Origin of the sequence: Sphingomonas sp. VDB2 (assembly GCF_047946695.1) — a bacterium.
Taxonomy (GTDB): Bacteria; Pseudomonadota; Alphaproteobacteria; order Sphingomonadales; family Sphingomonadaceae; genus Sphingobium; species Sphingobium bisphenolicum.
Genome location: NZ_CP159615.1, coordinates 198,899 through 221,313, shown reverse-complemented (window position 1 = coordinate 221,313; position 22,415 = coordinate 198,899). Strand labels below are relative to the sequence as shown.

The 22,415-nt window shown below is 63.4% G+C and carries 20 protein-coding genes; 9 read left to right on the top strand and 11 right to left on the bottom strand.

Going from position 1 to position 22,415, the window contains the following annotated elements:
• Positions 1–2 precede the first annotated feature (2 nt).
• The 7 genes from ABT375_RS01095 to ABT375_RS01065 all read right to left on the bottom strand — a co-directional run bounded on the left by ABT375_RS01095 (position 3) and on the right by ABT375_RS01065 (position 9,805).
• A complete protein-coding gene (locus tag ABT375_RS01095; protein WP_416463761.1) occupies positions 3–2,030 on the bottom strand; it encodes an Atxe2 family lasso peptide isopeptidase in 2,028 nt (675 codons plus the stop codon).
• An 11-nt stretch (positions 2,031–2,041) separates the two neighbouring features.
• Positions 2,042–4,594, bottom strand: coding sequence for a TonB-dependent receptor domain-containing protein (locus ABT375_RS01090; protein WP_416463759.1), 2,553 nt, complete (start codon positions 4,592–4,594; stop codon positions 2,042–2,044).
• Positions 4,595–4,689: 95 nt separating this feature from the next.
• Positions 4,690–5,733: a FecR family protein gene (locus ABT375_RS01085; protein ID WP_416463757.1), complete on the bottom strand. Its 1,044-nt coding sequence runs from the start codon at positions 5,731–5,733 to the stop codon at positions 4,690–4,692.
• The gene (locus ABT375_RS01080) at positions 5,730–6,281 is read right to left on the bottom strand and encodes an RNA polymerase sigma factor (RefSeq protein ID WP_416463755.1); all 552 of its coding nucleotides are present in this window, start codon (positions 6,279–6,281) and stop codon (positions 5,730–5,732) included. The genes ABT375_RS01085 and ABT375_RS01080 overlap by 4 nt, the downstream gene beginning before the upstream one ends.
• 264 nt (positions 6,282–6,545) lie before the next feature.
• Positions 6,546–8,249, bottom strand: a complete 1,704-nt coding sequence (locus tag ABT375_RS01075; RefSeq protein ID WP_416463753.1) for an ATP-binding cassette domain-containing protein — start codon at positions 8,247–8,249, stop codon at positions 6,546–6,548.
• Between the two features lie 474 nt (positions 8,250–8,723).
• On the bottom strand, positions 8,724–9,191 hold the full coding sequence (locus ABT375_RS01070; RefSeq protein WP_416463751.1) for a hypothetical protein: 468 nt from the start codon (positions 9,189–9,191) through the stop codon (positions 8,724–8,726).
• 83 nt (positions 9,192–9,274) lie between these two features.
• Complete coding sequence (locus tag ABT375_RS01065; protein ID WP_261935058.1) at positions 9,275–9,805, bottom strand: hemerythrin domain-containing protein; 531 nt, start codon at positions 9,803–9,805, stop codon at positions 9,275–9,277.
• Between the two features lie 257 nt (positions 9,806–10,062).
• Between ABT375_RS01065 and ABT375_RS01060 the strand changes: the two genes are divergently transcribed.
• Both ABT375_RS01060 and ABT375_RS01055 read left to right on the top strand, forming a co-directional pair.
• Positions 10,063–10,719, top strand: coding sequence for a sigma-70 family RNA polymerase sigma factor (locus tag ABT375_RS01060; protein WP_261935059.1), 657 nt, complete (start codon positions 10,063–10,065; stop codon positions 10,717–10,719).
• Between the two features lie 77 nt (positions 10,720–10,796).
• Complete coding sequence (locus ABT375_RS01055) at positions 10,797–12,656, top strand: AsmA family protein (RefSeq protein WP_416463749.1); 1,860 nt, start codon at positions 10,797–10,799, stop codon at positions 12,654–12,656.
• Between the two features lie 105 nt (positions 12,657–12,761).
• Here ABT375_RS01055 and ABT375_RS01050 read toward each other — a convergent pair whose 3' ends face one another.
• Positions 12,762–13,352: an alpha-ketoglutarate-dependent dioxygenase AlkB gene (locus ABT375_RS01050; protein WP_261935061.1), complete on the bottom strand. Its 591-nt coding sequence runs from the start codon at positions 13,350–13,352 to the stop codon at positions 12,762–12,764.
• 6 nt (positions 13,353–13,358) lie between these two features.
• Complete coding sequence (locus ABT375_RS01045; RefSeq protein WP_261935062.1) at positions 13,359–13,892, bottom strand: SOS response-associated peptidase family protein; 534 nt, start codon at positions 13,890–13,892, stop codon at positions 13,359–13,361.
• Between the two features lie 45 nt (positions 13,893–13,937).
• On the opposite strand from ABT375_RS01045, the gene ABT375_RS01040 reads away from it, so the two are divergent.
• The 7 genes from ABT375_RS01040 (at position 13,938) to ABT375_RS01010 (ending at position 21,592) form a co-directional block, all read left to right on the top strand.
• Positions 13,938–14,555 carry an SOS response-associated peptidase gene (locus tag ABT375_RS01040; RefSeq protein WP_261935063.1) on the top strand — a complete coding sequence of 206 codons (618 nt, stop codon included), beginning with the start codon at positions 13,938–13,940 and terminating at the stop codon, positions 14,553–14,555.
• Complete coding sequence (locus ABT375_RS01035) at positions 14,552–14,977, top strand: DUF1810 domain-containing protein (protein ID WP_272799617.1); 426 nt, start codon at positions 14,552–14,554, stop codon at positions 14,975–14,977. Before ABT375_RS01040 ends, ABT375_RS01035 begins: the two co-directional genes overlap by 4 nt.
• Before the next feature lie 231 nt (positions 14,978–15,208).
• Positions 15,209–15,985 carry an ImuA family protein gene (locus ABT375_RS01030; protein WP_272799618.1) on the top strand — a complete coding sequence of 259 codons (777 nt, stop codon included), beginning with the start codon at positions 15,209–15,211 and terminating at the stop codon, positions 15,983–15,985.
• 178 nt (positions 15,986–16,163) lie between these two features.
• Positions 16,164–17,714 (top strand): DUF6504 family protein, encoded by a 1,551-nt coding sequence (locus tag ABT375_RS01025; RefSeq protein WP_416463746.1) that lies wholly within the window; start codon positions 16,164–16,166, stop codon positions 17,712–17,714.
• Positions 17,714–20,986, top strand: a complete 3,273-nt coding sequence (locus ABT375_RS01020; RefSeq protein WP_416463744.1) for an error-prone DNA polymerase — start codon at positions 17,714–17,716, stop codon at positions 20,984–20,986. The genes ABT375_RS01025 and ABT375_RS01020 overlap by 1 nt, the downstream gene beginning before the upstream one ends.
• Positions 20,973–21,269, top strand: coding sequence for a hypothetical protein (locus tag ABT375_RS01015; protein WP_261935067.1), 297 nt, complete (start codon positions 20,973–20,975; stop codon positions 21,267–21,269). The genes ABT375_RS01020 and ABT375_RS01015 overlap by 14 nt, the downstream gene beginning before the upstream one ends.
• Positions 21,270–21,328: 59 nt before the next feature.
• On the top strand, positions 21,329–21,592 hold the full coding sequence (locus tag ABT375_RS01010) for a DksA/TraR family C4-type zinc finger protein (protein WP_416463742.1): 264 nt from the start codon (positions 21,329–21,331) through the stop codon (positions 21,590–21,592).
• A 34-nt stretch (positions 21,593–21,626) separates the two neighbouring features.
• Here ABT375_RS01010 and ABT375_RS01005 read toward each other — a convergent pair whose 3' ends face one another.
• On the bottom strand, positions 21,627–22,088 hold the full coding sequence (locus tag ABT375_RS01005; protein ID WP_272799620.1) for a pyridoxamine 5'-phosphate oxidase family protein: 462 nt from the start codon (positions 22,086–22,088) through the stop codon (positions 21,627–21,629).
• Between the two features lie 77 nt (positions 22,089–22,165).
• Complete coding sequence (locus tag ABT375_RS01000; RefSeq protein ID WP_261935070.1) at positions 22,166–22,372, bottom strand: hypothetical protein; 207 nt, start codon at positions 22,370–22,372, stop codon at positions 22,166–22,168.
• Between the last annotated feature and the right edge of the window lie 43 nt (positions 22,373–22,415).

Genomic DNA, 22,415 nt, shown 5'->3' with positions numbered 1-22,415 from the left:
CGCTAGTCGGCCCCGGCCATCGGCCTGATCCATTCGGGCATAGGCCCTTTGCCGTCATGCAGGAGATGATAGTCGAACCAGGCCAGATTTCTGGAATAGGCGGCCTGGCGATGGGCGGGTTGCCACAGATTATGATATTCATCGGGGAAGACGTAGAGGCTGAGCGGCCTGCCGGCCTGTCGAAACGCAGCCTCGACTTCGAGGCTGCGCAGATATTCGCGGTCTCCCACCTGCATCAGGATGGGCACATCTATGCGGTCGGCGTTGGCCGCCAGGGAATAGTCGCTTACCCGCTCGCTGCCCCGATCCCGATAGGCAGGATACCCCGCAACGATCATCTGGCGGGCAAGATAGGGACCGATCGATGCGTTGACCATAACCGGGTCGCTGCAACATCCCGCCAGCGCGACGGCCCTGAAAATATCATTGTGGATGAGCGTGTAGGTCCCCTTGTCGACGCCATCGCTAAAACCGGTCAGTCCGATGCGCTTGCGGTCGACGATCCCGTCGCGCACGAGCATCGAGACGGCCGTCATGATGGAGGAGGCACCGCTCTTCTTGTCCGCCCATCCTTCAAGATCCAGCCGATCCGACTCCGCCTGGCTCGCGACAGGCGCGAGATTGCCTACCTGTTCCGGCCGCTCATAGACGAGCACGGCAAATCCCTTGGCCGCGAGCGGGAATATCGGAAAGAGATCGCCCGATCCGCCGCGCAGGAAGCCGCGCGAGCGGTAGCCGACGACGACAAGCGGCAGCCCCGCTGCCCGCGCCCTGCCAGGAGGCAGGACAAGATCGCCGAATGTCTTGAGGCCTCGGTCATTCTGCCAGAAGAGACGCCGCACGCGACCCAGATCGAGATCGGCCCATTGCGGGTTGGGATCGAACAGGAGCCTGCGGGCACCGGTTGCATAGTCGATGACGAAAAGCCGTCGGGGCGCCCGGGAGCCCTCGATCACGCAAACAAGACCTACGGGCGCCGGCCGGCAACCGGCAAGCAGATCGCTTGTCCGCATAAGGAGGCGCTTGCGATCCGTGAGGATGTCCCAGCTCACCAATTCGGTCAGATTATTGCCCCATCCCGCGCGGCGCGCGAAGATCAGATGCCGCTCGTCACGCCACCAGAGGCGCGTCGCCAACGCGCAGCTCGCGTCGCGGCATTCCCATTTGACGCCGCTTCGGGTCGAAACCGTGATACTCTTCGGACCATTGATGACGCCTGCTTCCAGAAATGCGATCCTTGCCACATTGCCAGCGGGACTCGTTGCCTCGTCCACAGGCACGTCGCCGACAGCCTCGACCGTAGCAGGCCGATCGTCCCGAATAGCGCCTGATCCGATCGCTATCGCGAAATGACGATCGGGCGACGGCGCTGGAAAAGGCATCGGTCGCCATTCCGGTATCCAGCGTTCGTCGAACCGAAACCCCCTTGCCCCCTCCTCGACCAGGACCCTGGCGGCGGCAATATTGTCGAGTCGCGACGAAAACAGGATCTCGCTACCATCCGCGCTCCAGCTGAAGCTCCGGACATCGACCTTTGACTGGGTGACCGCCACGGACTCGCCGCCGGATGCCTTGGCCCGCACAACCTGCATGATACCGTCGCGGCGCTCCAGATAGGCGAGCCACAGCCCATCTGGCGACCAACGTGGCAGATTTGTCGCGATCACGCCGCCGCCGAAATCCGGGATAGTCGGCAGATCGAACCGGCAGAGCGCCACCCCGCCACGCACGACGATTGAGTTGCCTACCTTTCCGCTTTTGATGTCGATGACCAGCACGGATTGGCGATAGTCATTTCGATCAGGATCGGTCTGCCGCAACGCAACGGCCAGCTTCGTCCCGTCCGGCGAGAGAGAAAATGGCGGCTCGTCATCGCCTTGTCCTCCGATGTCGCGAAGGCACATCAGATCGGCGATCGTCGCGTGCCTTCCCCGCTCAGAGGCGCTGGCGGCTGCGGAGGCATGGGCGCAGGGGTCGCTTCCGGGGTGGGCTGGAAGAGACGCTGCCGCAAGCGACAGGCCGAGCAGCATGCCCACCATGTTCAGAAGCCCTTGGTGAACGACAGACTGACATAGCGCCCGATCGAGGGATAGTTGGTCGTATCAAAGGGTGCTTCCAGGCTCGATCCCCGAATGATCGCCGGCTTCGCGTTGAAGATATTGAGGACGGAGAGCTGGACATCGACCCCATTGTCCACGCTGCCGGCACGGACCTTGGCGGAGAGATCGATGCTGGTCAGGCCGCGGATCTTTGTCGTCGCGAGCCGACGATTGTCCGTCACGCCGCCGATATAGTTCGCGACGCCGTTCACCATGACGCCGTCGAGCGCCCAGCCGACGCCGCCGCGCAGTTTGAGATGGGGCGGATTGAAGACCTTGCCTGCGAGCACGATCTCGGGAAGGCCATCAATCAACACGCGCGAAGAGCGCAGGTATGTGGCGTTCGCATGGAAATTGAACGTGCCGGTGCCGTGCGTCTTCACCTGATAGGCCAGCGAGACATCGACACCCTTTATCTTGTCGCGGGCGACATTCTGGGTGCGGCTGTCGACGATTGCGAAGACGCTGGCCGGATCGAAGGGATCGCTGGTGCCGGTCTGATTGCTGAGCCCCATCGGCGACATGGCGATGGTCGATGCGATATCGGCGGCGCTCGGCATGAAGGTCACGAAGTCGGCATAGACCGGATCGATGAGAGCCTTGCTCGTCGAAGGGATCGGCGCGACGACCCGGTTGCGGTAAGTCACCTTGAACAGGCTGATCGCGAGATCGAGCTCGGGGACGGCACGCGGGTGAACGACGAGGCCGGCGGTGAAGCTGTCCGCCTTCTCGGGCCGCAGATCATTCTTGCCGCCCTGCACGCTGATGATGGTTTGGCCTTCCGGGGCTTCGCGTGACCCGTAAAGGTCGCCGGGAAAGAGATAGGCGATGGTAGGATTGAAGCGCTGATAAAGCGTGGGCGCCTTGAACGAACGGCCCCAACCCAGCTTCACGTCCAGATCGGCCGTCGGCGACCAGATGAAGCCGACCTTGGGTGTCGCGAGCCGCCCCATGCCGGGATAGTCCTCATACCGAATGGCGGCTGACAGCGAGGTCCGGTAGAACGCCGGAATGGCCTGAGTCGGCGAGGTCAGGGGGATGCTGACCTCGGCATATCCGAAATAATTGTCCTGGCGCGCACGCAGCGGATTGCTCGGCAGATGATAGACAAATTCGTCAGTCCGAAACCCGCCGCCAAATGCCAGACCCAGGTCGCCTGCGGGCAACGCGAGAAGCGTGCCTTCTGCGGAAAATTCCGCCGAGATCGTCTCATTGCCGAGCTTCACCTCCCGGTAAGGGCCTGGATAGCTCTGGTCGCCGCTGGTGAGATGGCTCGTGCCGTAGGTGCCGATGAGGTCGAACGTCCATCCCGAGAGGCGCAGCCTGACCGAAGGCGCGATGCTGAAATTGCGGCTCGCGCTCGTCGACACGAAACCGTCCAGCTCCACAGGGCCAACATCGGTATAGGGCGTATCGCGGGATGCTTTCCTGGCGGAATAGAGCGCATCGATCGCGAGGGTAAGATTGGGTCCGATGTCCTGATGGGCGCTGCCGACGACGGCGTGCGAGCGTAGCGGCGGATAGAGGGTGAGATAGGGATTGGCGCCTGCGGTGAAGCTACGGTCGCCCGCGACGATGTCGGTGCTTCGGTCGTAATTGCCCGTGAGCATCAGACTGCCCGATTGCCAGGCCGTGCCGCCTACGAGATTGTAGCTCTGAGTGACATAGCCTCCGTCCGTGGCGGCACCGATCACTGCATTGGCGGAAAACCCGCGGAAATCATTTTTGAGGATGACGTTCGCGACGCCACCAATCGCGTCGGAACCGTATAGTGCCGAGGCGCCGTCCGGCATGATTTCGACGCGATCCACGGCGGCAAAGGGAATGCTCGAGAAATCGACGGACTGATTGCTCAGATTATAGGCCATACGATGGCCATTAAGCAGGGTGAGGGTCGAACCGGGTCCAAGGCCGCGCAGGTTGAGCGCGGTCGAGGAATTGATGTTCGTGCTGCCTGCGCCTTCCGCGCCATAGCCGATCCCCGGGTTCTGGCCCCCGGTAAAATTCTGAGGGATGGCGGCCGCCAGTCCGCGCATATCGGTCACGCCCTGGTCGCGCGCGGTCGCGGTATCGTAGCGGTAGACCGGCGAGGCCGAAGCAGCGCCTCGGATATGCGAGCCCGTCACGATGATGGCGCTGTCGCTTCGCTCGTCCCTTTCCCCAATCGCGCCACGCGATGGCAACCGGATATAGATCGCATCACCGGCGATCTCGACCCTGAACCCGGTTCCCGCAAGCGCGCGGGCGAGCGCGGTCTCCACATCGAGCCGCCCCTCTATCCGGGGCGCCTTGAGCCCGGTCATCGCGTCGCCGGGAAAGACGATCTGCTGTCCGGACAATTGGCCGATTGCAAGCAGCGTGCTGGCAAGCGGCTGCGCCGGAAGATTGTAGAGCGCAGACGCGCCGCTGTCCTCGCGCGCATCGACGATCGGAAGGGTGTGAACGATCGCGATGGCAAGCAGGCTACTTGCCACCCAATTACGGGCCATAGGCATGAAAAGTCCCCCAATATCTATTAGGCCCGGTCGCTCCCGGGTCTCTGTCGGGGACATCGCTAAAGTCGAACTCTACCCTAGGGGCTGTTGCAGATTTATTGCGCGGACAGCCGAATCGTGCCCGGCTCCTCGTCAATACGCAGGGAAAGAGCATGCGCCAGGACGGCGGCGAGCTTGCGAGTGTCGTTGAGACGCAGCGTTCCGTGAAAGCGGCGCGTTCCAAGCGCCGCGTCCGTCAGCACGATCTTTGTCACGCCGTAGCGATTGGCCTGCCCTATTATCTGCGAAAGCGGAACGCCGTCGAAGGCCATGAGACCACTGGGCCATGCGTTCGCAGTAACCTCCGTGCGCGCCATTTTTGTGATCGCCATGGTTTCGCCGGGGCCATAGCGCCACCAATGCCCTGCTGTGACCCGCAACATGCGGGTCGACCGCAAAGCCCACCATTTGTCGCTCGCCCGGACATCGACCGCGCCTTGCACAGCCGAGACCTTCACCGCCTTATAGGACGACAGATCGACATCGAAAATCGTTCCCAGAGCGGTGATCGTGCCCATGCCGGCGGCGACGACCAGAGGCGCGCTGTCGCGCGCGACCGCAAATCGTGCCCTTCCACGCTCAAGTCGCAATTTTCGGGTTTGACCATCATCCGCCAGGGTGACCAGGCTGTCGGTATCCAGCGTCACTATGACGCCATCATCCAATCGGACCGTTCGGATCTCGCCAAGAGCGGTCTGGAGTTGCCCGGCCCCGTCGATCTGGTGGGCGCGCGGGTCGCTGATCGCCTGTTCGTGCCGGACCTGCTGGACAAAGAGACCGCCTGCTGCGAGCGCAACGATGGCGGCGCCGGTCACTCCCCATGCACGCGGATGCGAGCGGCGGCCGGGGCGCTCCTCCGCGGTCATGCTCTCGTTCGCGCAATCGATCTTCATGTCGCGCAGGGTCTCGCCGAAGCCGTAGAGTTCGCTGACCTCGCTGTATATCTGGCGGTGTACGCCGCCCAGGGCGAGCCAGGCCTCGAAGGCGGCCCTATGCACCTGCGCATCGTCGCCATGCATGCGAAGACACCAGCCGATCGCTTCCTCCAGAAGCGGATTGGCGGCAGCATCATCGGACGGCTCGGTGGGTTCGTCGTTCATTGCCCGTAAAATGCCTGATGAAGCTGTGTGAGCGCACGGCTCATATGATATTCGATCGTCTTGACCGTCAGGTCGAGGCGCATGGCGATGTCCGCATAGGTCAGGCCATCCACCCTGTTCAGGAGGAATATCTCGCGCGTGCGCGGCGGCAAGGTGTCGAGGACGGCAACGTAGCGGCTCCTCGCATCATCGGCTTCGATCGCCCATTCCTGCTGCGGGGGAACCGCCACGCTTAACGCCTCGTCGACCGGGACAAGTGTCGGGCGCCGCATACGCCCTGCGCGCCGATAGCGGTCGAAGACAAGGTTACGCGCGATGCGCTGCAGATAGGCTTCAGGGCGTTCCAGAAGCACGTGCGGCCTGGCCGCCGCCAGAGAGACGAACGCTTCCTGCACCAGATCGTGCACCTCTTCCTCCTTGCCGATGCGGCTGCGAACGAAGCGCGTAAGACCGGGTGCTTCCGAGCGGAATAGCCTTTCGAGAATATGGCGCCTCGTTCCCTTGTCCTGATCTGCCTTCGCGACATCGCGGTCATCACCGGGAGGCATACGCGAAACCGCCAGGCGCACGAGAAATGGCGCTGAGACACTGCGAAACGGACATGAGGCAAAAGGCCCGGGCACTAGCAACGGTCCAGCGACAGCTGGACCTGTTCCGATGAATGGTGCCAGGTCTGGAGATGACCACATCCCGCGGTACCGGCGGGCCTTCCGGCGGAAAGCCATAGTGAATGACGCGATTCTTTGCCTGTTCGTCACGTCTTGTCAATGCGCTGCGTCGTCGTCTTCGCAACGCCGCGACGCCCGCCCGCCCTATTTGCGACGCCGCGGTGACGCATCGCTTCCTGCCCAATATGCACAATAGGGAGACTTTTTCATGAGCGCCGCATGCGTGCCTGAAAAGAGAAGTGTGCCAGTAGACATGAAAAGGACCTGATCCGCCTTTTCGGCGATAACGCGGCGATGCGTGACAAGGACCAGCGTACTCTCCGGCCTTTCATCCCGCAGCATCTCGATGACGGCGAGTTCGCTCGCCGGGTCTAGGTCCGAGCTGGTCTCATCGAGAATGATGGCCGGCGTTTCCACGCCCGTGAGCCGTGCTATTTCGAGCTTTTGAATCTGTCCGCCTGACAAGGCCTGACCCCGATCGCCGACCGTAAGATCGAGGTCGGGCACGCGCTCGTCGGCGTAGAAGCGCAAAGCCTGGAGGCGATCGAGCAGTTGCGCGTCGTCGAGCCTCGTCGGCGGGTAAAGACCATTGTCGCGCAACGGACGGTTGAATAGCCCAATCTGTTGCGGAACATAGAGGATATGCCGATGGCGCAGCTCGGGCGAAATATTTGAGAGGCACTCCTGACCGACCCAGACCCTGCCCTCGGTCGGATCGAGCAGCCCCGCCATCAAACGCGCAAGGGTCGATTTGCCAGAACCGTTGGGGCCGACAAGCACGGTAAGACCACCGGCGACGATCGAGCCGCTCACTTTCTTGATGATGAGCGGCCCGTCCCCATAGCGAAAGCTTAGGCCTTCAAGATGGACAGCCGCTGGTCCCGGCCTTGGCACGGACGAGGAGGTCTCGAGCCTGACCGGCTCCCGTAGGAGGAGGATGTCGCGTGTCTGCGCATAGGAGCGTCCGGCCTGATGCACCAAGAAACCAAAGCCCCCCAGGGGCAGCGTGAGGCGGAGAATGAAGGCGTGCAGCAGCACGAAATCCCCGAGGCTCAACCGATGCTGAAGAACGTCGAGCGCCGCGAGAACGAGCAACGCGGCAAGGCCCAGGACCAGCAAGGACGACTGGACGATAGTCATTGTCACGAGCGATCGCGCGCCTCTGCTGGCCTCGCGCAGGCGCCTGTTGGAAAGATGCACGACGCTCGTCAGTTCTCCAGGCACATTGCCGTTGAACGCTGCTCTGGACGGATAGCGCAGGATGTCACCCACGAGCGCCGTCAGCCTCCCAGCCGTCTCGTTCGTCGCTTCGGCCTGCTCATGGTATCGATCCGCCCCGATGATCGATGCCGCCATATAAGCGCTTATGATCAGGCCGATCGCTAGCGCATAGGGCCAGGGCACAAAGGCCGTGATGACGCAAAGCGAGATGATCATCTGCACAGCGAGCGGGACGACCTGCCATAATATCCCGTCGATGAGCAGCTGAAGATTGTAGGGCAACCGCTCGATCTGCCCGAAAAGCGGACCGCCATCGTCGCCGGTATTTGCCAGGCGCGGCACCTGACCACGTAACGTGGCAACTGTGATATGGCCGGCAAGCGCCTCGACGATGCGCGTCGTGGCATGATGCCGCACGCCAGCCAGTGCTCCGGTTACACCGGTCGCGAGGGCGAAGAGGAGGAGGATGCAGATCAGCCGTGCGGAATGATCCCTGGTTTGGCTGAGCAGATCGACGGCAAGCTTGAGAAGATAGGGAGCTGCAACGGACAGAAGGATCGTAAGGCTTTCGCCGGCGATTACCAGCATGGCCTCTTTCCGCACGCTCAGCTGCGTGTCGAACATCATCCGCACGAGGCGGGACAGAATCTTGAACGCCCCTATCGCAGATTCTCCGGACGACGATGCACCGCCATGAACGGTCTTGGAAACCTTCCCTCAATCGCATCGGCGATCCGGCCGAACCAGCGGAACAGCTCCGAAATCCGGACCATCTCGCAGAGGCGACGTCACCCGACGGGATGGGCTGCACGTCTCCGCCTTTGGATCACCCGTCGATATGGTTGCGTCAGGGACAATATTGTCGTGAGCGGAGTTGGCCGATGGATCAGCCTAGGATCATTGCTGGGGCTCCGCTGCCAGGAGGACCAGCCCACCGCCACCTCATCAAGCCCTAGAGCGGCTGGTTGACGGAATCGTCTCATCACCACTTACCTATGACTGACCTATGGTCAGAAAAAAGCCTCTGGCGCCGGAGCGCCTAAGAGAATGTCCAGCTCCATGCGCGCGGCGGCGCCGCTTCCCTTTAGATCGCAGCGCAGCTCATTTCTTTTTCGTTTTGCCCAGCCGCCTCGCATTGCCGGTTGCGGCGCGATGCACGGGCGAGAGTGCACCTTTGCCGAGCCGGGCGCTTGCTGTCATAACGCCAAGGGAATAATTTGCGGTTTGCGTCGCCAATGTCGTGGTTTCAGCGAAGGTCGGCATGCGGCCAGATACCATCATCAAACCGATCCGCTGCATTTGGGTGGCCCAGGCGCCCTGCATCGCCAACGTCTCGCGCATCACCGTTTGCGCACTGCTTGCAAAGGCCTCGACCTTTTCAGGCACCATTCGGCCTAATTCTTCATAGTCGGTCTTGAAGGGGAAAAGCGCCGCGTCGCGCATCATGCCAGTTCGCGCCCCGATGACAGAATGCGATGCTTGAAGCGTTTCGGCGCCGCGCATCCAGGTAGCCTGCATATCGATGCCTGCCGCCATCATGCGCGACCAGGCGGTAAAGGGATCGATCATATGGGTCTCCAATGGCCCTTCGCGCATAGTCATGCTTGCTCGCACAGCAGCCGCCTTGAGCGCGGCCGCTGCGCGATGTGCGATCAGGCGACGGGTTCGCCCAGCGCGATTTTCACGGGCTTTAGTGTGCGCGCGGTCGGCGTCGGAAGGCCGTTGCCCTTGAACTGTGCCTTAAGCTCCTCCTTGCGCGCGGCCATGGCCGCGCCAAGGGCCACGAGGTCGACGTCCGTGGCGCGAGCCTGAGCGAACATGCCCTCCTTCGGCCTCTCCTCTTCCTTGACGTGATGCTTGATCTCTTCGGAAAGGACTGTCACCTTGGCTTCGTAGAAGTCCTCCTCGGGTTCGCCGGCGACGATCTGCCCGATGAGCAGCTTGGCGCCGTCATGCTCCACATAAGACTCATCAAGAAGGTCTGCTTCGATCTTGCCCTTGAGCGCAGGATAGAAAAGCTCCTCCTCGATCATCGTATGAATGACGAGTTCGGTGCAGATTTCGGTCGCGACAGCCTTCTGCTTCGACTTAGAATTGGTCGCTTCGAACTTCTCGAACAACGCCTCGACGGCGCGATGATCAGCTTTGAGGAGCGCAATGGCGTCTACAGTCTTGTCGGCCATGATCATGCCCTTACGTTGGAGCCAAGGCAAGATCACCCTGCCTCTTCCCGCACAACGCGCCAATGAAGGTTCGGGTACTTTTGCGGATGATTCTCACAGGCTTTTAAGCTCCAGCCTTCGCGAAGCCTGTCGGTGCGAACGTCTCGAGCAGGTTCCTTCAATCCCGCCCTGCCCCGGCTTGCCTGGGCCTCGCCTCGACGGAACCGATACTCATCCGAAATGTTCTTATGCACATACCGGCAAAAAAGGGAATATTCATGTCTGACGCGATGCCTGTCGAGCGCGAGCCGGTCCGCCTTTCCGATGAGGCGTTCAAGAAGGAACTGACCAAGGTCCTCCCGCAACTACGCGCCTTCGCACGCAGCCTGTGCGGCAATCCGGACCTGGCCGACGATCTGGTGCAGGAAACGATGCTGAAGAGCTGGGCAGCGCGTACCCGCTATGCCGCCGACACAAATTTTCGCGCCTGGTCCTTCACGATCCTGCGCAACCATTATTTCAGCCTGACACGGCGCTACCGCTTCACTGGCGACTGGGACGAACTGGTCGCGGACCGCCTGCTGGCCGCGCCTGCATCGCAGGACAGCTGTGTCGAGTTGCGCGACCTGATGCGCGCGCTCACACAGCTCCCCGAACCACAGCGCGAAGCTCTAATCCTGGTCGGCGCAGGCGGCATTTCCTATGAAGAGACCGCGCAGATCACCGGCGTTGCCATCGGCACGGTGAAGAGCCGTGTAGCGCGCGCCAGGGCAGCGCTCGAGCAAATCCTGAGCGGTGGCATTCTGGACATGAAACGTAGCGATTTCGATGATGCGCAGGACGCTGTCGTCAGCATTTTCTCATATCTCGACCAAATCCAGCATCAGCAAAGCGCGCGCCCTTCAGCCCAGGGTCTGATGGCGCTCGCGGCCTGACCGGCGGGTTGCAGCGGATAAGTTTCCGCCTGCCCGTGTCTTGCGGAACATAATGTCGCACCGCTCGTCCCAAAGCGATGATCTCTACCCTGCCGCGCCGTGCGCGAATCTTTTTCGCTGCGGCCGCTGGGCTCGCCATTGTCCTTCTGCTGATGGTCGCGGCATTTCCCCTGGCCTGGTTCAAGGACAGCATCGAGCACCATATGAGCGCGAAGATCGGCAGCCCGGTGCGGATCGGTATGCTGGCGCGGGAAGAGATTTTCTCGTTCCGTCCGGTCGTTCATGTGACCGACGTCACCGTAGCGCAACCCGGATGGGCCGGAGCCGGCACCATGGCTTCGGCGCGCCTTGTCCGGATACGACTATACCCGCTGTCGCTGCTGATCGGACGGGTCGATGCTGACCTTCTGTCGGCGACGGGGGTTAAGCTTGACCTGATCCGCAACGCCGAAGGCCGAGAGAACTGGCGCAAGCCAGACGATAGCGACGGACGCTCGTCACGGGGCATGTCGATCGCACAGGTCTCCGACGCGACGCTGCGGTACCGGGACGCCATCCAGAAGCGCAGCCTGTTGCTCGCCATAACCATCGATCCGGCGACCGGCCTGACCGCCCGTGGCAGCGGAACCATCGATGGCGCGCCCGTTACCGTGGCGCTGAAGGGCGCGCCCATGACACAGGGGCGCCGCTGGCCGTTCGAAGCACGGATCGACGGCAGCGCGCTGCGCCTTCGGGCGCGCGGCACTATGGCGGGGCCCCTACGGACGAACGACATGGCCTTCTCTCTTCGCGCCCAGGCCGATGACCTTAAGCGGGTGGACCGGATCATCGAGGCCGGTCTGTTTGGCACGCGGGACGTCGATCTTCGGGCGGAGGTGCTTCACCGCGACGACCGCTGGACGATCAAGACGCTGTGGGGCACAATCGGGCAGAGCGTGCTCGACGGACATCTGACCGCAACGAAGGCCGATGGCCGCACGAAGCTCGACGGCGCAGTCCATTTCAGCCGGCTTGATTTCGAGGATCTCGCCAGCGACAGCGGCAATGCCAGGGCGCAGGACCTCGAGCGCGCCCAAGGTCTGCGGCTCGTCCCCAATACCCGGGTCAATATCGCCAAGATCGACAAGACGGACGGCCGCATTGCCGTCCGGGTCGATCAGGTCTTGGGCGGTCGGCGCCCATCGTCCATCGCCAACATTACCGGCGTCCTGACGCTCGACAACCGCATTCTTACGATCGATCCGTTGCGTATCGGTCTGACGAAAGGCGTGATCGTGGGCAATGCCACCGTCGATCAGCGCGCGGGTCAGAAAAAACCGACTGTCCGTCTCTCGCTCGACCTGCAGGACAGCCGGATCGCCGCGCTGGCAGGTGGAGGAAGCCGCGACATCGACGGCCGCGTCGATGCCAGCGTAAGGCTGACCGGCGTTGGCGACACCATCCGCGAGGCGGTCGGCATGTCGGATGGCCATATCGGCATGGCCGCGCGGTCCGGCCCCCTGCCCGAGAAGGTCGCAGCCCTGATGGGCTTCGACATCGGCAAGGGACTGCTGGGTGACCATGACGGGCGATCGCAGCTGCGTTGCGCTGTCCTGCGGCTCGACATGCGCCATGGCCAGGGCATCGTCGATCGCCTGATTGCCGACACCGCCATCAGCCAGACCCGCGGCGGCGGCAACATTGCCTTTCCCGACGAACGTCTGGACATTCGCCTGACCGGCGCGCCCAAGGGAAAGGCCGCACTTCGGTATGACGGGACGATCAGCCTTGCCGGCACGATCCGCGAACCCAGGATCTTGATACCAAAGAAGGCAAAATCGCCGGGGACGATCATCAAAGCGATTGGCCGCGCCATTGCCGGCGACCATGGCCCAAAAGCGATCGATGCGGATTGCACTGCCTTGTTTCGACGCGTCATGCCAATGCCCGGCCCATGATCGGGCTTTGTTGAACAAGCGGGCAGTCGTGACGGCACACAGGTGACGAGGTGCGATGCGCGACGCGGGCTGGACGGCGGATGAACCGATAGAGGCTTTATCGGCTCATTTCAGCGCCAGGCTCCGAAATGTTATCGACCATCGGGTTTCGGCCATCTCAACGATGCTATGTTCCCAAGCGTGCCGCGCCGCTCCGGAGAGATGATAGATGGTCCGCGGCGCCAACGACGCATTGGAACGCTTGAAAGCACCATCCGCCCGTCGGCGAAACCGCATCGTCGCAGGCATTCCAAGCGAAATGCCCACGACATGCTCGAACACCGGCCTGTCCTTGTGCCAGCCAATGCCGGCGCCGGGATCATAGCGGATCAACAAAGCTTGCACGAGTTCCCCCGGCGCGAGCCCTGCGAACGCCTCGGCGCGCGCTTTGATCGGCAACAACCAGTCCGGTATCGGATCGGCAGGCGCGAAGCGGCCATTTTCGAAATCATAGCTCCAGCCATAGCTATGGGTGAGCCGCTTTCCCGTCCATTGCTGGAAACGGAAGGGCGAAAGGTCCGTATGGTCGATGCGAGCGATCAGCGCGCGTTCCTCGGCAACGGATAGGAAGGCGTCGGCGCTGGCGAAGCCCGGCAGCACAGCCGCGCCGAACAACTCGGCCTGATCATTACCGGAAAAGAGTGGAAGCATCGACATGATGGATCAGAGCGCCAGAGACGTTTGCACCGGCTTGGGATTGATCTCTTCGATCAGGAAACTGCGGGCAGGCGGCGTTTGCAGCAAATCGATCTCGGGAACCGTGAAATCCAGCCATTGCATGACCTGCCGGCGATGAATGATGGCGCCCTGCCGTTCCTGATAGCGCATCACTTCCGGGTTCGCGTCCACCGTGATGACGCGGTAGCTGAGCGGCCACTCGCCGATCGCCGGCTCCCATATGCCGGCGAGATAGAAGAAATTGCCGCCGTCGAGCGTCACGCGAAACCGGCGCTCGTCGTTGCGGATATGGAATTCCGAAGCCGGGATCAGGCAACGCTGGGCAGGAAAGCGCCGTCCTTCCGCGCGCGCGAACCGATAAGAAACTCCATCGGCGAACTGGGGGTTTGAACCCCATGTCGCCTCCACCATCTCGATTTCGCTTGGATCCTCGGGGTGTCGCCGGATGATGGCCCGGCGATCGTCGAGCGGCGCCTCGGTATCAAAGGGGGTGGCTTTCGAGTCCATGAAAAGGAACATACAAGGAACAAGCGTTTCGGACAAGGGCGGACAAGGACCACCAACATGTGTAACGACTATCGCCTGCTCATAGATATCGCATCGATCGTCGAAGACTTTGCGGATCTCAAGATTAAGATCAAGATGCCGGAAGGAGCGCCCAACGTCGCCGCGCGCGAGGATGTGAAGATCACCGACATGGGCCCCATCGTCCGGTCGGTCGAGGGGGAGCGCGGAATAGGGGAACTCGTCAGTCGGCGCTGGAGCTGGCCCGGCCAGAACGGCCGCCCGGTCTATAATTTCCGCTCCGAGGGTCGAACCTTTGCCTCGCATCGCTGCCTCATCCTCGCCGACGGCTTCTATGAGTTCACCGATCCCGCCGATCCCAAGCAGAAGCGGCTGGATAAATGGCTGTTCACGATGAAGGATCATGACTGGTTCTGCATCGCGGGCATCTGGCGCGCCGACGCGGCCGGCGAGGCCTTCACGATGCTGACGATGGATGCGGGTCCCGACGTCTCGCCCTATCATCATCGGCAGATCATCCCCCTGCGACGGGATCAATGGGCTGACTGGCTCGACCCTGCGGTGCCGGCCAAAGATATTCTGCATTGGCTGCCCAAGGGCAGCCTTCCCGTCACACAGGTGCATGGCGCGCCGCCCGCACAGGCATCGCTGCTATGACTGGCCAAAAGGAAGGCCTCGACCGTTTCGTTGCGGCCCAGGAAGAGGTCTATCCCCGAGCCCTCGCCGAATTGCGCGCCGGGTCGAAGCGATCGCATTGGATGTGGTTCATCTTTCCACAGCTCAAGGCGCTTGGCCGCAGTCCGATTGCTCAATTTTACGGCATCGTCTCGCTCGGCGAAGCACGGGCCTATGACGCTCACCCGGTGCTCGGTGCGCGCTATCGCGCCTGCGTGGAGGCGCTGCAGGGGCTGTCGACCAGAGATCCCGTGGCGGTGATGGGGTTGGTGGACGCCATGAAGTTGCGCTCCTCTCTGACGCTGTTCGAGCAGGCTCGCCCTAGCCCGCTTTTGGCTGCCGCGATCGAGCGATGGTATGACGGCGAGCGCGACGACGCTACGCTAAGGCTCCTCGAGCAGTAATGCTGAAGCCATTCCAGGTCGAACAGCAAAAAGGCCTCGCCGGTTCAAACCGACAAGGCCTCTATGGGAGCCGGCGCGACGAACGGGGGGCGTCGCGTCCAGCATCGGCTAAACCAGTTGGACAGCGGCTGGTTCCACCGCTTTTGTTCGCTTACCAAAATAGCCCGGGCCCCACTTGACCCCAAGCGATGAGAGGTGGAACATAAAGGGAACATTTGAGTCGTGCCCTTCATGTCTATCGCCCTGCCCTCCGCTACGCCGTCATCCCAGGCCGACCTGTCCGCGCTGCGCGCGGATCTGGTGCGGGCGCGGGCTGCGCGTGGGCCTGCGCTGGACTTTGGTCTGCCTCAAATAGACGCACGACTCGCCGATGGCGGACTTGACGGTACCGGTCTCCATGAGATCGCCGCTGCCTCGGCAACATTGAGCGATGACGCGGCCGCCACCCTTTTCGCGGCCGGCATAGCGGCACGCTTTGCCGCCAAGGCGACGAGCGACGTCTTCTGGGCCATGACGGCGTTCGATCTCTATGCGCCGGGTCTCGAGCAAGTGGGGCTTGATCCCGGCCAGATCCTCTATGCGCAAGGCCACAAGGACAGCGTGGTGCTGGCGATGGCCGAAGATGCTCTGCGTTATGGCGCCATGGCCTGCGTGATCGCGGAGGTGAAGGCCGCCGACATGACCGCGACGCGCCGGCTGCAGCTCGCCGCTTCCGACGGACAGACACCGATGCTGCTCTATCGGCGGCATCGATCGCGCGACCGCTGTCCGCTCTCCCTGCCCTCCTCGGCCATGACGCGCTGGCGGATCGGCTGCCTCGCGTCCGAGCGCCTGTCCTGGCCAGGCGTTGGGCGGCCGCGCTGGCAGGTCGAGCTTGTCCGGCAGCGGAACGGCGATCCCTTTTCTCTCGAGCTGGAGGCCTGCGATGCAAAGGGTCGCCTCGCTCTTCCTGCCGCAATTGCCGATCGAGCGATTGCGCGGGAACGAGCGGCCAGCAACGCTGCCTGAGGCGCCGCCGGCGAACGCGCTGCGCTTTCCAGAGCCGATCGACGATGATCCGGGCGCCTGCTCCGTCCCGCGCGGTGGCGGCTGGCGCCCCGGCGCGCGCTGGGCGCGGGACGGCGCGCTGGGACGTCGGCCATCGCGGTCCGACATGGAGGCCTTGCCGGCCCATCAAAGGCCGACAATGCGCGAGATGGGCAGGCGCAGTGAGCATGCAGAACATCCCTTCAAAGCGATGCGATCAGACGACGGGCACAGCGGCACGCTGGCCGCTGCGCCGAGTTGGGCGGCATGGTGGGGCACGCCGACCGTGCTCGTCACCCGGAGCGGTCAGAAAGATATCATCACGGCCGCCTCCCCGCGCGCGCTCGAACTTGGCCTGCTGCCCGGCATGGCTGCCGCTCATGCCCGTGCGCTGGTTGCCGATCTCGACGTCCGCGACGCCGAGCCGGACGCCGATCGCGCCTGGCTCGACCGGCTTGCCCTTCACGCGGCGCGGCAATGGACGCCGACGGCGAGCGTATCGGGGCTCGACGGGCTGTGGTTCGATCTCAGCGGCACGACGCACCTGTTCGGGGGCGAAGATCATTTCTGCCGGCGGCTGCTCGCTTTCTTGAAGCGCCTGGGTTTCACGGCCCGGATCGCGGTTGCTGGGACGCCCGGCGCCGCGCATGCGCTGGCGCGGTTCGGCGGCCGCCCGATAACCTTGCTGGCGCCCGGCGAAGAGGCCCAGGCGATCGCCGACCTTCCGCTCGCCGCGCTCCGGCTCGAACCCGAAGCCCTGGTCGCGGCGGCCCGTTTCGGGTTGGAGCGCATCGCCGATCTCTATCCTATGCCGCGCGGCCCGCTCGCGCGCCGGCTTGGTCTTGCGACGGTCGATCGCCTCGACCAGGCAAGAGGCAGTCTCGCCGAGCCAATCGTCCCGGTCGTGCCCGCCGAGGCGCCGCGGGTGACACGCCATCTGCTCGAACCTATCGGCACGCCCGAAAGCATCGCCCAGGTGATCACCGACCTTGTCGACGATCTCGTGGTCCTGCTCCGCACGCGCGGGCTTGGCGCACGTGCGGTTCTGCTCATCGCCAACCGGGTCGACGGCGAAGCGCAACGCCTTGGCATCGGCGCCTCCCGGGCGACGCGCGACGAGCGGCATTTGAAGCGCATGTTCGCGCTTAAGATCAGCGAACTCGACCCCGGCCTTGGCATCGAGGCGATGCACCTTGCCGTTCCCTATCATGAGCCGCTCGGCGCCCAGGCCGTGGGCGCGCTTCTCGAGAGCTCGGGCAAGACCCGCGACATAGCGCCGCTCGTCGACCAGCTCGGCACGCGCGCGGGCGTGTCGGCGCTGTTCCGACTCTCATCGCGCGAGAGCGACGTGCCCGAACGGGCGATGCGGCGCGTGTCGCCGCTCGCCACGCCCACCGGATGGCCGGGCTGGAAACGCCCGGTGCGGTTGCTCAAGCGCCCCGAGCCGCTTGCCAATGTCGTTGCGCTCCTGCCCGATCATCCGCCGCGCCGCTTTGTCTGGCGCGGTCAAAGCTACCGCGTCGTCGCCGGCGACGGGCCCGAGCGCATCCATGGCGAGTGGTGGCGATCGCCTCAGGAAATGTGGGCGGTGCGCGATTATTTTCGGGTGGAGGCGGAAGGCGGCGCGCGCTTCTGGCTGTTTCGCCGCGGCGACGGCGTCGAGGCTGAGACCGGCGACCTCAGCTGGTATATGCACGGAATGTTCGGCTGATGGCAGCGCCGCAAACGTCCTATGTCGAACTTCAGGTGACGAGCCATTTCTCGTTCCTGCGCGGCGCGTCCTCGCCCGAGGAGCTGTTCGCCGCCGCGGCGCTTCGTGGACATTCCGCGATGGGCCTGGCGGATTGGGGAACGGTCGCGGGCGTCGTGCGCGGATGGGATGGCCAGAAGGCGACCGGGGTCCGGATGATCGCGGGGAGCCGGGTCGATCTGGTCGATGGTCGCGCGCTGCTCCTCTATCCTCGATCGCGCCCGGCCTGGTCGCGGCTGACGCGGCTCCTCTCGATCGGCAAGAAACGCGGCGGCAAGGGCAAATGCCTGCTCGAATGGGCGGACGTCGCTGCCCATTCTGAAGATATGGTCGGCATCCTGGTACCCGATATGCCCGGCGACATCACGGGCAGCCATCTTCGCGACCTGTGCGATATATTCGGGCCGCGTGGCTTTTGCGCGCTGTCGCTGCGCCGTCGTCCGGACGATGCCGAGAGGCTGCACCGGCTCGATGTCCTTGCGCGCGTAAGCGGCGTACGGTCGGTTGCGACCGGCGACATCCTCTATCACAGCGCCGAACGACGTCCGCTGCAGGACGTGATGAGCGCGATCCGCGAGAAGTGCACCATCGACGAGCTGGGTTTCCGCCGCGAGCGGTTCATGGATCGTGACTTGAAATCGCCCGCGGAGATGGAACGCCGTTTCGCCGCTTTCCCCGACGCGATCGCAGCCAGCGCCGCCATCGCTGCGCAATGCACCTTCGATCTTGGCGAAATCCAATATCAATATCCCTATGAGGAGGTGATGGAAGGGCGAACCGCGCAGCAGGCTCTCGCTGCGCTTACGAGACAGGCGGCCGAGGTCAAATTCCCCGACGGCGTCCCCAAGCGCTATCGCGACCAGATCGACCATGAGCTCGGCCTCATCGAACGGCTCGGCTATGCGCCCTATTTCCTGACGGTCAATGCGATCGTCGCCGAGAGCCGGCGACGCGGTATCCTGTGCCAGGGGCGTGGATCGGCTGCCAATAGTTGCGTGTGCTATCTGCTGGGCGTCACGTCGATCGATCCGATCCAGCATGAGCTGCTGTTCGAACGGTTCGTCTCGGGCGAGCGGCGCGAACCGCCCGATGTCGACGTCGATTTCGAGCATGAGCGCCGCGAGGAGATCATCCAGTGGATTTACGAGACCTATGGTCGCGACCACTCGGCCCTGACCGCCGTCGTCACCCGCTATCGCACGCGCGGCGCCGTCGCCGAGGTCGGCAAGGCGCTCGGGCTCCCGCGCGACTTGACCAAGATGCTGACGGGTCTGGTCTGGGGTTGGAGCATGGATGGCATTCCGCAAGAGCAGATCGAGAGCCTCAATCTCAACGCCGAGGATCATCGCCTGAAGCTCACCCTGGACCTGGCGCGCCAGCTGATCGGCACGCCACGCCATCTCTCGCAGCATCCCGGCGGCTTCGTACTGACGCAGAATCGGCTCGACGATCTCGTGCCGATCGAGCCCGCGCGGATGGAAGACCGGCAAATCATCGAATGGGACAAGGACGATATCGACGCCTTGAAGTTCATGAAGGTCGATGTGCTGGGGCTTGGCATGCTCGGCTGCATGAACCGCGCGTTCAACCTTCTGGAACAGGACAAGGGCATCCGCGTCACGATGGCGGATCTCCAGGACGATGACCCCGACGTTTACGCCATGATCCAGAAGGCCGACACGCTCGGCACCTTCCAGATCGAGAGCCGCGCGCAGATGTCGATGCTGCCGCGCATGAAGCCGCGGGAATTTTACGATCTCGTGATCGAAGTCGCGATCGTGCGCCCCGGGCCGATCCAGGGCGACATGGTCCATCCCTATCTTCGCCGGCGCGAGGGGAAGGAAAATCCCGAATATCCCAAGCCGGAACTGCGCGCCGTGCTCGAAAAGACATTGGGCGTGCCGCTGTTCCAGGAGCAGGCGATGAAGGTCGCGATCGTGGGCGCGGGGTTCAGCCCGCAGGAGGCCGACCAGCTTCGCCGCGCCATGGCAACTTTCAAGCTCACCGGCGGCGTCAGCCACTTCTACGACAAGCTCGTGGGCGGAATGGTCGCGCGCGGCTATCCCAAGGACTTTGCCGAGCGCACGTTCAAGCAGATCGAGGGGTTTGGCTCCTACGGCTTTCCCGAAAGCCACGCGGCCTCCTTCGCCAAGATCGCTTACGCGTCCTGCTGGATGAAACATCATCATCCCGACGTCTTCTGCGCTGCGCTTCTGAACGCCCAGCCCATGGGCTTCTATGCGCCCGCGCAGATCGTGCGCGATGCGCGCAACCATGGCGTCGAAGTCAGGCCCGTCTCGATCAATCACAGCCATTGGGACTGCTCGCTCGAGGAGACTAGAGGCCGATACAAGGCGGTCCGTCTCGGCCTCCGGCAGGTGCGCGGCCTTGCCAACATCCATGGCGCGGCGATCGTCGCGGCGCGCGGCCCCGCTCCCTATGAGAGCATCGAGGAGGTGTGGCGCCGGGCCGGCGTGCCGCGCGCCGCGATCGAGCGGCTGGCCGAGGCCGATGCTTTCCAATGCCTTGCCGATGACCGGCGCCAGGGGCTTTGGAAGGTCAAAGGCCTGGGCGAAGCGCCGCTGCCGCTGTTCGCGGCGGCCGACGCGCGGGAGCAAGGCTTCTCGCCCGAAGGCCTGGAACCGGACGTGACGCTTGCCAAGATGACGGCGGGCCGTGAGGTGGTCGAGGATTATCGGGCGTTGCAGCTCTCGCTGCGCGGCCATCCGCTGCAATTCCTGCGCGCCCGACTGGACGAGATGCGTATCGTCAGATGCGCGGATCTTACGACCGTGCGCGAAGGCCGCAATGTCGAGGTCGCCGGCGTGATCCTTGTCCGCCAGCGGCCGGGCTCGGCCAAGGGCGTTCTGTTCGTAACGATCGAGGATGAGACGGGGGTGGCGCAAGGCATCCTCTGGCCTGACCGCTTCGAGATCTACCGCCGCCAGGTCATGTCCGCCTCGATGATCGCGATGCGGGGGCGCCTCCAGAAGGAAGGCGAGGTCATCCATATCATCTGCGACCGCATCACCGATCATGACGATATGCTGCGCTCCATCGGACGCATGGATTTCAGCGTCATGCCGGGACGCGGCGATGGTGCGACCCATGGGGGCGGACCCGACCCGCGCGATCCGGGCATACCGCGCGGCCGAACATTGGCGTCGGCGCCATTCGGTACGGCCGCCGAACGAGAAGAGATCGTGCGTATCCGCAGCCATGACTTCCATTGACGCGAACGCGCGGACCGGCGGCACGGTCGAACGCGCACTTAACGTGCTGCGCGAGGCGGCGGCGGACAAGCGCAAGGCGCAGACGCGCGGCGTCGCCCTTGCCCTGTGGGTACTGCGCGGCCTTTGCGCCGACGAATGGCTGGTGACATTCTGGGAATGTGCGGGATCGGACGACGAGATCGGCCGAAGCCAGGGATTGCATGCCTCCTATAACGGGATCGTGCGCCAGCTCAGGACCAATGGTGGCATGGCAGGAGTGCCCCGCCCTGACGGCACCCGATGAAATGAGAGTGCCCGCGCCCTATATCGGCGGTGAGCAGGAGTTTCGCGAGAGTTGCAAACATGGCCAATGGCTGGGCGCCCGATGGCGCGGTTCAGGATCAGATCGACGACAGCGTGAAGGACGCTCTGGCGAGCGCACGAGCGCGCCTGCCCTCGGGGCCGGGCCTCGTGGATTGCGAGGATTGTGGCGAGCCCATTCCGCAAGACCGACGCCGCGCCCTGCCTGGCGCACGTACCTGCGTTGCTTGTCAGGAAGGACGCGACAAACGCCCCACCTATTCGGGCATCAATCGCCGCGGCAGCAAGGACAGCCAGTTACGGTAATGGCCCGCAACGGGTCCGTGGCACCGTCAGATGATCAGGGTCCGCCGACGAACGCGCTGCGGTCGATCAGGACTTCGCCTTCCTCCTCGCCGTCCCAATAATGTGCGCTGGTGGCGTGGACCTTGATCAGCACGAGACCTGGCGTATCGGCGCCCTGCTTGAACCAGCGATCAAGATCCTTGGTCCAGTGCGCCTCGAAGCTGGCCTTGTCGCGGATCAGCTCCGCCTGCCCTTCGATGGCGATGAAGAAGGGCCGAAGCCCCAGCATGCCGGCTTTTCCCTGAAAACTCAGGCCGACCTTGGGGTCGCTGGCGATGTCCGCAACCATCTGGGTATCGTCGGTTGTGAAGAACCAGCTATCGCCGTCATAGTCGACGTCGCGATTATTGCTCATCGGCCGCGACCCGATGGTGCCGCCCGGACTGTGGGTCGAGAGCATTGCGAAGTCGATATCCTTCATCTTCTCGGCGAGGTCTCTTACTGTTCTTTCTGACATATCGTGCTCCTCGAAACTAAGGTTGTTGAAATCGGTCGGTGCGCCCGCTGCCGATCTTCGTCACTATGAATGCTGATCTAGCTTCCAGGCTCGACATTGGTCTCGGCCGCAAGACCATTCTCGTTTTCGTCATCGGCGGGATTGCCTTCCGCCTCGATCTCCTTGTCCAACTCCTCCAGTTCGAGGTCACTCGGGACGGGCGAGCCTTTTTCCGGCTCGGGCGGATTTCCCTCGTCCTGCTCGGGCGCGGGAAACGGGCGGTCATTTTCGTCTTCGGGGGCCATGACAGTCTCCTTCAGCTGCCCAACGCGCCATGTCGTCATCGGC